Raw genomic sequence first — 9,946 nt, 5'->3', positions numbered from 1 at the left:
TGGGACGCCGCGGGGTATCAGATGCCCCGCGTTATCGTTGACGACCATCGCGAGCATGCTCGCTCCTACAGGTGGGGTGTTTCACGCCAGGATTTCGCAAATCCCGACCACCGAGCAATCGATGGTGAACGGTCCGAAAAACCCGCTATCGGACTTGCTCGGCGGGTTGCCGGCCAGCATCCCCATGGCCTTGGCTGTCTCGATGTTGCGTGCCATGTTGTGGTTGGCTTCCATGGCCCGCGCCACCCCGCCTATCGAGCCCTGCCCGATGCCCAGCAGGGAAAATCCGTTAGTGATGAATGCCAGGAAGGCGATGATCAAGAGTTTGCAACGGTTCATGCTCCGCCAACTCCCGAGAAGTCAGCCTGATCTGCCACGACCTGATTGGCGCGGTGTTCAAACTGGATACCTGGGTGTGCGACCTGAATCGGCGGCTCGAAGGTTTGCTGCGATTGCGGCGAAAGGCTGATAACCAGCACCATGACCAGGTAAAGACCGATGGCCACATAGGCGCCGTGTTTGGCAGAAGTAATGATTGCGCTGGCCATGGTGAACTCCGTGGGCATGTTTCAGAGTCCACAGAATCGGTCAAAAAAGCACCTATCACCAACAACGCTTGTCTATAGCGAATATCACCGGCGTTGATCATTAAACGAGACTATCTCAGTCATCGATAAAGCTCATCAAGCGCTCGAGCGCAGCCTCAGGCTCCCCGGAAATGGGGGCGGCAGCGGAAAGAATCGGGGTGGAATAGAGAAACAGCAGCACCACGGCCAGACGCATTGCCATATTGTCGATCCTTGTCCAAAGAAGGAGTCAATAAACCCGCGTCAAATTTAAACGGGTGGCAAGGTGATATCAAGCGATACCTTAATGGCCATTTAATGCTGTCGGAAATGAGCTATGCAGGAGCGACATCACTTTGAGCTTTCGAGGGGGTCGGGTCCCTGTCGGCAAGTGACTTCGCTCCTGCATATCAGGTGCAGGAAGACAATTTCAGTGTTGGGCTTTGTGATCCAGTGCGGCGTAGAAGTTGGCGCTCTGTTGCAGGTATTTCTGGGTGTAGCTCTGGGTGTGGGATTTCTTGTCGCTGACTTCGGCGTTGGCGCTGGCAGGCAGAGCAACGGAAGCCGAGATGGCGGAGGCGGCGATGATGGAGAAGAGATTGAAATTCATGGGGTATTCCTCGAAGTCAGTTGGCTTGCTTGCCCGGTTGGGCCGTGAAGCAAACTTACGCCTCGAGGAACGAAGCCTTGAAATGCTTTGTAGCATTACCAAATATCAGCCTCATTGATAGAAAGCTGCAGGCCCCATAAACCGGGGCCTGCGGTCTATTGTCGCAGCAGGAATTTCAGATCGCTCGGGGCATCCATCGGTAGTTTTTGCACGGTTTTGCCCAGCAGACCGGTCTTCACATCGCGCTCGATGACAACGATCGCGTTGCTTTTCTGATTGGCGATCAACAGGAATTTGCCCGTGGGATCGAGGCTGAATTCCCGCGGATGATCCCCCTCCACCGCTCGCCGTTGCAGTTCCTTGAGATGCCCGGTTGCCGCGTCGATAGCGAACACCAGCAACTGATTGGCGGTGCCACGGTTGCTGACATAGAGGAATTTGCCATCCTTTGAGGCATGCAATGCGGCAGCGGCCTTGTCCGACACCGGTTGGCCGGCCGCCAGATCGACCATTTGCGTCTGCTCGAGTTTGCCGTCGCGGTAATCGAACACCGCCACCTGGGCGCTCATTTCCATAGTCAACCAGGCGTGCTTGCCATCGGCGCTGAACAGCAGATGCCGGGGACCGCTGCCGGGTGGCAACTGCACGAAGGCAGGGGTCGCCGGGGTCAATGGCAGGTCGGGATTGGCTTTGGGGTCGAAACGGTAGACGAACACCTTGTCCGCACCGAGATCGTTGGAAAACACGTAGCGGCCGTCCGGCGACGGGACCGTCGAATGCACGTGAGCCGACATCTGCCGCTCGGGATTGACCCGACTGGCTGGATGGCTGCTCATCTGCACCACCGGCTTGAGCGCGCCATCGGTATCGACCGGCAACACCACCAGGGTGCCGCCCGGGTCCTCGGCCACCGAGTAGTTACTGACGAACAGGTGGCTGGCATCGAGGCTGAGGCTGGAATGGGTCGGCTCATTGCCCAGGCTCTGCACCTGATTGATCAGGCGCAGTTCAAGGCTCTTGGGGTCGATGGCGTAACTGCTGACCCGCCCTACCGGATCTTTCTGGCCGGGGCCGTTTTCGTTGACCACGAACAGGTGTCGCTGATCTTTTGACAGGGTCAGCCAGGACGGGTTTTCGCTTTTGATCACTTGCAGCGGTTTGGGGCTGATCTGCCCGGTGGCGCTGTCGAAACTCAGGCGATAGAGGCCCTGGCTTTGCCCGGCGGTGTAGGAACCGACGAGCAATTGCCAGTCTTCGGCGGCCGCGACCTGCATCCCTATCGCGCCGATGCTGCCGGCGATCAACAGGGGCCAGAGCTTAGGCATCCGCTTCATCGTCTTCGTTGTCACCGCTGATGACATCACCGACGCACACCAGGCGGTGCTCACCTTCGTTGTCCTTGATCAGCCAGCTTTGCAGAGACTGATCGAAGGTGGCGGCCTGGATCTGCGCAGGCGTGAATTCCCAGTGCAGGGCGTTGCGACCATCGATGCATTCAATGTGCAGGTTGTCGTCTTCATCGAGGGCGAATTCGAAGGCATGCAACCCGTCGATTTCCACCATACCGCAGTGTTCGAGGGCGTTGAGCAGGGTATCGGTTACAGCAGTCATGGCAGTCGATCTTTGGAGGGGAAAGACGCAATGATAGCTCAATGTGGATTGCAATCCGCAGGCGCGACTGCATTCCCTGTAGGAGCGAGGCTTGCCCGCGAAGACGGTGTACCGGTCAACATCCAAGTTGAATGTACCGGCCTCTTCGCGGGCAAGCCTCGCTCCTACAGGGGGATTGCGGTTAGAGGGCGTCGCGCGAGGGCTTGCCGTCCACCAGGCGCTGGATACGCAGCGGGTTGGCGTTTTTCAGCGCGTCCGGCAACAGGCTGTCGGGGTAGTTCTGGAAACACACCGGGCGCAGGAAGCGGTCGATGGCCAGGGTGCCGACCGAAGTACCGCGCGCATCGGAGGTCGCCGGGTACGGGCCGCCATGAACCATCGAATCGCAGACCTCGACCCCGGTCGGATATCCATTGAGCAGGATCCGCCCGACCTTCTGTTCCAGCAACGCCGTCAGCTCGCCGAACTGTTCGAAATCCGCAGGTTCACCAATGATGGTCGCGGTCAGTTGACCGTGAAGGCCATTCAACGCGGCGCTCAGTTGTGCCTGATCCGCCACTTCCACCACCACCGTGGCCGGGCCGAACACTTCCTCTTGCAGCACCTCGTCGCCGTCGATCAACAGGCTGACATCGGCCTTGAACAGTTGCGGCTGCGCCTGACGACCTTGCTGCGGCTGACCGGCCAGATGTTCGATGCGCGGATGATCCAGCAACTTCTGCAAGCCCTTGCCGTAGCTGCTCAGGGTGCCGGCGTTGAGCATGGTTTGCGCCGGCTGGTCAGCCATCATGTCCGCCAATTGCGCAAGGAACGCGCTGAACTGCGGCGAACGAATGCCGATCACCAGGCCAGGGTTGGTGCAGAACTGGCCGCAGCCCTGAACCACCGAAGCCGACAGGCCACGGGCGATGGTTTCCGTGCGCTCCTGCAAGGCCTGGGGCAGCACGATCACCGGGTTGATGCTCGACATTTCGGCGAACACCGGGATTGGTTGCGGACGCGCCGCGGCCATGTCGCACAATGCGCGACCGCCCTTGAGCGAACCGGTGAAACCCACGGCCTGGATCGCCGGATGCTTGACCAGCAGTTCACCGACCCCGCCGCCGTAGATCATGTTGAACACACGTTCGGGCATCGAGGTTTTTTCCGCCGCGCGGATAATCGCATCGGCAACCTGCTCGGCTGTGGCCATGTGACCGCTGTGGGCCTTGAACACCACCGGGCAACCGGCAGCCAGGGCGGCAGCGGTGTCGCCGCCGGCGGTGGAAAATGCCAGGGGGAAATTGCTCGCGCCGAACACCGCCACCGGGCCGAGGCCGATGCGGTACTGGCGCAGGTCCGGACGCGGCAGCGGCTGACGCTCGGGCAACGCGCGGTCGATGCGCGCGCCGTAAAAATCGCCACGGCGCAGCACGCTGGCGAACAGACGCATCTGGCCGCTGGTACGCCCGCGCTCACCGATGATCCGCGCCGCGGGCAAGGCGGTTTCGCGGCACACCACACTTACAAAGTCATCGCCCAGGGCATCGAGTTCATTGGCGATCGCGTCCAAGAACTGCGCCCGGCGTTCGGCGCTCAGGCCGCGATAGGCTGGGTACGCCGCAGCTGCAGCCTTGGCGGCGGCATCGACTTCTTCGGCCGTGGCCTGAATGAAATCATGGGGCAGCGCTTCGCCGGTCTCGGCATCGATGCTTTGCAGCTTGATACTGCCTGATGCGCTGCGCTGGCCGCCGATGTAGTTGTGACCAAGAATCTGGGTCATGTATTGCTCCTTACAATGTGCCAATGGTGCCGGGTTCGAACGCCGACTCTACCGGCTCGATGCCATTGATCAACGGTGCGCCGAACTCGGCCTGGCTGATCTCGAACACGTCGCCCGGCTGTGTGCGAATGCCGTCGGCGAAAGACAGGGTCGCGGTGCCGAAGAAGTGAATGTGCACATCCCCCGGACGCAGGAACTGGCTGTATTTGAAGTGGTGGAATTCCAGGTTCGCCAGGCTGTGGCACATGTTGGCTTCGCCGCTGAGGAACTCGTTCTGCCACAGCACTTCGCCGTCGCGCAGGATCCGGCTGGTGCCGGCCAGGTGCTGGGGCAATTCGCCGACCCGCAGCTCTGGGCCGTAGCTGCAACTGCGCAACTTGGAATGGGCCAGGTACAGGTAGTTCTTGCGCTCCATGACGTGATCGGAAAACTCGTTGCCCACGGCGAAACCCAGGCGATACGGCTTGCCGTCTTGACCGATGACATAAAGGCCGCTCAGCTCCGGCTCTTCACCGGCATCTTCGGCGAACGGCGGCAGCGGGAATGGCTGACCCGGGCGCACGACGATGCTGCCATCGCCCTTGTAGAACCACTCCGGTTGCACACCGGCCTGCCCTTGCGCCGGCTTGCCGCCCTCCACGCCCCATTTGAAGATGCGCATGGTGTCGGTCATCGCCGCTTCGTCGCCGGCCTGCTGGTGCATCTTGTCCCGTGCCGAGGCGCTGCCCAGGTGGGTCAGGCCGGTACCGCTGACCAGCATGTGCGCCGGGTCCGGATGATCCAGCGGCGGCAGGATGCGCAGTTGCGCCAGCAGCTCGGCGTAGTCGTGGCTGGAGCCCAGGCCCAGGGCCTGGACCTGTTGCTCGAGATTGATCCCCGCCTCAATGGCCGCCAAGGCCAAGTCGCGAACCGTCTTCGCCTCGCGAACTTCCAGGACCTGCGCCCCCTCGACCACGCCGACACGGCGTTCGCCGTTACTCAATTCGAATTGAACCAAACGCATGAAGTTTCTCCTTCAACAATTCTTCAGAACACTGCAGAACCCTTGTGGGAGCGGGCTTGCCCGCGAAGACGGAGTGTCAGTCACCGAATATGTTGGATGTACCGACGCCTTCGCGAGCAAGTCGAATCGTCGCACCGCCGCTCCCACCTTTGATTTTTGTTGGCCTTAAGTACGCGTCGCACCCCGAGCACTGGCCGCAAACTCATCCACCGGCAACACATGCTTCTTTTCCAGCTTGCGATACACCACGCCCGTCAGAATCAGGCCGAACACCATCACGCAGGACAGGAAGTACAGCCCCGAAGCCAGGTTGCCGGTGTACTCCTTGAGCGCGCCGATCACGAACGGGCCGATGTAGCCGCCCAGGTTGCCCACCGAGTTGATCAGGGCGATCCCCGCCGCCGCGCTGGCGCCGGCGAAGAAACGACCAGGCAAGGTCCAGAACACCGCCGTGCAGGAAAACAGCGAGAACGCCACCAGGCACAGGGCCGCCAGTTGCAGCGCCGGCACCGACAGCCAGGCGCTGAAGAACAGACCCAGGGCACCGAGCACATAGAGCGCTGCCAGATGGCCATAGCGATCATTCAAACGGTCGGAACTGCGCGGGATGATCAGCAGCCCGACGATCCCGAAGATGTACGGCACCGATGACACGAACCCGGTCACCAGATCGCTGCCGCCGAACTGCTTGATCAGGGTCGGCAACCACAGGCCCAGGCCATAGATGCTCAGGGTCACCGGCAGGTAGAACAGCGCCAGCAGCAACACGCGTTTGTCTTTCAGGGCGTGCAGCGGATTGCCGTGCTTGGTTTGGCCGTACTCCTGCAGGTCCTTTTGCAACTCGCCGGTCAGCCAGTCCTTCTCGGCCTGGTCCATCCACTTCACCTGTTGCGGGCCATCCGGCAACCAGCGCAGCACCGGCCAGGTCAGCAGGATCGCCGGGGCGCCGATGACGATGAACAGCCACTGCCAGCCGTGCAGACCCAGTACGCCGTCCATGCCGAGCAGGCCGCCGGCCACGGGCCCGGTGATCATCATCGCGATCGGCTGGGACAGGATGAACAGGCCGAGGATCTTGCCGCGATGGCGAACCGGGAACCATTGGGTGATGTAATACAGAACACCGGGGAAGAAGCCGGCTTCCGCCGCGCCGAGCAGAAAGCGCATCAGATAGAAGCTGTTCGGCCCCTGGACAAAGGCCATGCCGATGGTGATGGCGCCCCAGGTGACCATGATCCGCGCGAACCAGCGCCGGGCGCCGAAGCGGTCGAGCATCAGGTTGCTGGGGATCTCCAGCAGGAAGTAACCAATGAAGAACAGCCCTGCACCCAAGCCGTAAGCCGCATCACCCAGACCGATGTCGGCGCCCATGTGCAGCTTGGCGAAGCCCACGGCAGATCGGTCCACGTAGGCGATCAGGTACAGCAGGATCAGGAAGGGAATCAGTTTCAGCGTGATGCGGCGAATAAGCCGCAGTTCCTGGCTCATGAGCTCGGTCTCCGATTGTTGTTTTTATAAAACCTCGGGGGACGCCTCTCACGGCAAACCGTCAGGGCCATCCCTCCGCTGAAAACGACTATATAGTAATACTATTTACTCAACAACACTTCCAAACCGAGCAAATTGAGCTTATGTTACGCTTCAGCTTGAACAATATAGTCATACAATAAGAGAGTCGATCATGTCTGATAAGAAACCCACCCTGCGTTCCGCCCAATGGTTTGGCACCGCCGACAAGAACGGCTTCATGTACCGCAGCTGGATGAAGAATCAGGGCATCGCTGACCATCAGTTCCAAGGCAAGCCAATCATCGGCATCTGCAATACCTGGTCGGAACTGACCCCTTGCAACGCGCATTTCCGTCAGATCGCCGAGCACGTCAAACGCGGCGTGATCGAAGCCGGCGGTTTTCCGGTGGAATTCCCGGTGTTCTCCAACGGCGAATCCAACCTGCGCCCGACTGCCATGCTCACCCGCAACCTGGCGAGCATGGACGTCGAAGAAGCAATTCGTGGCAACCCTATCGATGGCGTAGTGCTGCTCACCGGTTGCGACAAGACCACCCCGGCTTTGCTGATGGGTGCAGCCAGTTGCGACGTTCCGGCCATCGTGGTGACCGGCGGGCCGATGCTCAACGGCAAGCACAAGGGCAAGGACATCGGTTCGGGCACCGTGGTCTGGCAGCTCAGCGAACAGGTCAAGGCCGGCACCATTACCATTGACGACTTCCTCGCGGCCGAGGGCGGCATGTCCCGTTCAGCCGGCACCTGCAACACCATGGGCACCGCCTCGACCATGGCCTGCATGGCCGAAGCGTTGGGCACTTCCCTGCCCCACAACGCGGCGATTCCTGCGGTCGATGCCCGTCGCTACGTGCTGGCGCACATGTCCGGCATGCGCGCGGTAGAGATGGTTCGCGAAGACCTGAAGCTGTCGAAGATCCTGACCAAGGAAGCCTTCGAAAACGCTATCCGCGTCAACGCCGCCATCGGTGGTTCGACCAACGCGGTGATCCACCTCAAGGCTATCGCCGGGCGCATCGGCGTGGATCTGGATCTGGACGACTGGAGCCGCATGGGTCGCGGCATGCCGACCATCGTCGACCTGCAACCGTCGGGTCGCTTCCTGATGGAAGAGTTTTACTATGCCGGTGGCCTTCCGGCGGTGCTGCGACGTCTCGGCGAAGCCAACCTGATCCCCAACCCGAACGCCCTGACCGTCAATGGCAAGTCCATCGGCGAGAACACCAAGGACGCGCCGATCTATGGCGAAGACGAAGTGATCCGCACCCTCGACAACCCGATCCGCGCCGACGGCGGGATCTGCGTCTTGCGCGGCAACCTGGCGCCACTGGGTGCGGTTCTCAAGCCGTCCGCCGCCACGCCGGAGCTGATGCAGCATCGCGGCCGTGCGGTGGTCTTCGAGAACTTCGACATGTACAAAGCCCGGATCAACGATCCGGAACTGGAAGTGGATGCCAGCTCGATCCTGGTGATGAAGAACTGCGGTCCGAAGGGTTATCCGGGCATGGCCGAAGTCGGCAACATGGGCCTGCCGGCCAAGCTGCTGGCCCAGGGCGTGACAGACATGGTGCGCATTTCCGATGCGCGCATGAGCGGCACGGCCTACGGCACCGTTGTCTTGCACGTGGCGCCGGAAGCGGCGGCTGGCGGGCCTCTGGCGACGGTGAAGGAAGGCGACTGGATCGAACTGGATTGCGCCAGCGGTCGTCTGCATCTGGACATTCCGGATGCAGAGCTGGCAGCGCGCATGGCGGATCTGCAACCGCCGCAACAGCTGCTGGTGGGTGGTTATCGCCAGCTGTACATCGACCATGTGATGCAGGCGGATCAGGGCTGCGACTTCGACTTCCTGGTTGGCTGCCGCGGGGCTGAAGTGCCGCGTCATTCCCACTAATAACGCTGTACCCCTGTGGGAGCGGGCTTGCTCGCGAAGACGGTGTGTCAGACGACATCGATGTTGGACGGTACAACGCTTTCTCGAGCAAGCCCGCTCCCCCATTTGATTGGTGCCCAGCTCAAGTTTGCGTCGTGCCTGCTATCATGCCCGACATCCCCAAGTGCACAGGACCGCCCCGTTCCCCATGGATTACCGCAAACCCTCCGACCGCAAAAGCATGCATTCGCGCATCGTTCAGGAACTGGGCATGCACATCGTCTCCGGACGCTTCCTGCCGGACGACAAACTGCCGGCCGAAGCCCTGTTGTGCGAGGAATATGCCGTCAGCCGGCCGGTGCTGCGGGAAGCGACCCGGGTGCTGGTCGCCAAGGGCCTGGTGTACTCGCGTCCGCGAGTGGGCACCGTGGTCAAGCCGCGCAAGGACTGGCACATGCTTGACCCGGATGTGCTGCACTGGCTGATGCAAAGCAGCCCGCAAAATGAATTCTTCGACCTGCTGACCAGTGTGCGCAGCATCATCGAACCCGCCGCCGCCGCCCTGGCCGCACAATTCGCCACCGACGCGGACATCGCCTCCATCGGCGAAGCCTACCAACGCATGGAAGCCGCCCCGACCCCCGAAGCCCTGCTGCAACCGGACCTGGACTTCCACAGCCGCATCGCCGACGCCACCCACAACGACCTGCTGGCCAACCTGTGCAACATGCTCTCGGTGGCAATCGCCGAAGCATTGAAACACTCCAACCAGCGGCCGAACCTGCATGAACTGGCGTTGCCACGGCACAAGGCGATTCTCACGGCCATCGAAAACCGCGATGCCCTGGGTGCGCGACATGCGACGCTGGTGCAGCTGGATGATGCGCGGAGTGCGTTGAATGTGGTGCTGGGCGCAGATCCTTCCTGACACAACTTTGTAACTGTGGGAGCGGGCTTGCTCGCGAAGGCGTCGTGCCAGCCGATACATGAGTCGTCT

11 protein-coding genes are annotated in these 9,946 nt (G+C 61.2%); 2 read left to right on the top strand and 9 right to left on the bottom strand.

Annotation, left to right across the window (positions count from 1 at the left end; all coding sequences use genetic code 11):
• Positions 1–81: 81 nt before the first annotated feature.
• From ACW9JE_RS24835 to ACW9JE_RS24795, 9 genes are all read right to left on the bottom strand, one after another.
• Positions 82–339 carry a hypothetical protein gene (locus ACW9JE_RS24835; protein WP_224540386.1) on the bottom strand — a complete coding sequence of 86 codons (258 nt, stop codon included), beginning with the start codon at positions 337–339 and terminating at the stop codon, positions 82–84.
• Positions 336–548: a hypothetical protein gene (locus ACW9JE_RS24830; protein WP_224540389.1), complete on the bottom strand. Its 213-nt coding sequence runs from the start codon at positions 546–548 to the stop codon at positions 336–338. Before ACW9JE_RS24830 ends, ACW9JE_RS24835 begins: the two co-directional genes overlap by 4 nt.
• Positions 549–663: 115 nt before the next feature.
• The gene (locus tag ACW9JE_RS24825; RefSeq protein WP_263488061.1) at positions 664–789 is read right to left on the bottom strand and encodes a hypothetical protein; all 126 of its coding nucleotides are present in this window, start codon (positions 787–789) and stop codon (positions 664–666) included.
• A 207-nt stretch (positions 790–996) separates the two neighbouring features.
• Positions 997–1,176, bottom strand: coding sequence for a hypothetical protein (locus ACW9JE_RS24820; RefSeq protein WP_224540390.1), 180 nt, complete (start codon positions 1,174–1,176; stop codon positions 997–999).
• Between the two features lie 155 nt (positions 1,177–1,331).
• Positions 1,332–2,501 (bottom strand): lactonase family protein, encoded by a 1,170-nt coding sequence (locus tag ACW9JE_RS24815; RefSeq protein ID WP_457434235.1) that lies wholly within the window; start codon positions 2,499–2,501, stop codon positions 1,332–1,334.
• Positions 2,494–2,787, bottom strand: a complete 294-nt coding sequence (locus ACW9JE_RS24810) for a DUF5629 family protein (protein ID WP_224540393.1) — start codon at positions 2,785–2,787, stop codon at positions 2,494–2,496. The genes ACW9JE_RS24815 and ACW9JE_RS24810 overlap by 8 nt, the downstream gene beginning before the upstream one ends.
• A 181-nt stretch (positions 2,788–2,968) precedes the next feature.
• Positions 2,969–4,549: an aldehyde dehydrogenase (NADP(+)) gene (locus ACW9JE_RS24805; protein WP_457434234.1), complete on the bottom strand. Its 1,581-nt coding sequence runs from the start codon at positions 4,547–4,549 to the stop codon at positions 2,969–2,971.
• A gap of 10 nt (positions 4,550–4,559) precedes the next feature.
• Positions 4,560–5,552 (bottom strand): AraD1 family protein, encoded by a 993-nt coding sequence (gene araD1 / locus ACW9JE_RS24800; RefSeq protein ID WP_224540397.1) that lies wholly within the window; start codon positions 5,550–5,552, stop codon positions 4,560–4,562.
• 165 nt (positions 5,553–5,717) lie between these two features.
• Positions 5,718–7,040, bottom strand: a complete 1,323-nt coding sequence (locus ACW9JE_RS24795) for an MFS transporter (RefSeq protein WP_457434233.1) — start codon at positions 7,038–7,040, stop codon at positions 5,718–5,720.
• 193 nt (positions 7,041–7,233) lie between these two features.
• On the opposite strand from ACW9JE_RS24795, the gene ACW9JE_RS24790 reads away from it, so the two are divergent.
• Both ACW9JE_RS24790 and ACW9JE_RS24785 read left to right on the top strand, forming a co-directional pair.
• The gene (locus tag ACW9JE_RS24790) at positions 7,234–8,970 is read left to right on the top strand and encodes an IlvD/Edd family dehydratase (protein ID WP_457434232.1); all 1,737 of its coding nucleotides are present in this window, start codon (positions 7,234–7,236) and stop codon (positions 8,968–8,970) included.
• Positions 8,971–9,157: 187 nt separating this feature from the next.
• On the top strand, positions 9,158–9,877 hold the full coding sequence (locus ACW9JE_RS24785) for a FadR/GntR family transcriptional regulator (RefSeq protein WP_224540404.1): 720 nt from the start codon (positions 9,158–9,160) through the stop codon (positions 9,875–9,877).
• The last annotated feature ends 69 nt before the right edge of the window (positions 9,878–9,946 follow it).

The sequence above is a fragment of the Pseudomonas sp. SDO55104_S430 genome, from assembly GCF_054070595.1.
This window is presented reverse-complemented; position numbering and strand designations above follow the sequence as displayed.

Coding starts and splice junctions, on each gene's coding strand:
- ACW9JE_RS24835 (WP_224540386.1), bottom strand. CDS start 339: ATGAACCGTTGCAAACTCTTGATCATCGCCTTCCTGGCATTCATCACT.
- ACW9JE_RS24830 (WP_224540389.1), bottom strand. CDS start 548: ATGGCCAGCGCAATCATTACTTCTGCCAAACACGGCGCCTATGTGGCC.
- ACW9JE_RS24825 (WP_263488061.1), bottom strand. CDS start 789: ATGGCAATGCGTCTGGCCGTGGTGCTGCTGTTTCTCTATTCCACCCCG.
- ACW9JE_RS24820 (WP_224540390.1), bottom strand. CDS start 1,176: ATGAATTTCAATCTCTTCTCCATCATCGCCGCCTCCGCCATCTCGGCT.
- ACW9JE_RS24815 (WP_457434235.1), bottom strand. CDS start 2,501: ATGCCTAAGCTCTGGCCCCTGTTGATCGCCGGCAGCATCGGCGCGATA.
- ACW9JE_RS24810 (WP_224540393.1), bottom strand. CDS start 2,787: ATGACTGCTGTAACCGATACCCTGCTCAACGCCCTCGAACACTGCGGT.
- ACW9JE_RS24805 (WP_457434234.1), bottom strand. CDS start 4,549: ATGACCCAGATTCTTGGTCACAACTACATCGGCGGCCAGCGCAGCGCA.
- araD1 (WP_224540397.1), bottom strand. CDS start 5,552: ATGCGTTTGGTTCAATTCGAATTGAGTAACGGCGAACGCCGTGTCGGC.
- ACW9JE_RS24795 (WP_457434233.1), bottom strand. CDS start 7,040: ATGAGCCAGGAACTGCGGCTTATTCGCCGCATCACGCTGAAACTGATT.
- ACW9JE_RS24790 (WP_457434232.1), top strand. CDS start 7,234: ATGTCTGATAAGAAACCCACCCTGCGTTCCGCCCAATGGTTTGGCACC.
- ACW9JE_RS24785 (WP_224540404.1), top strand. CDS start 9,158: ATGGATTACCGCAAACCCTCCGACCGCAAAAGCATGCATTCGCGCATC.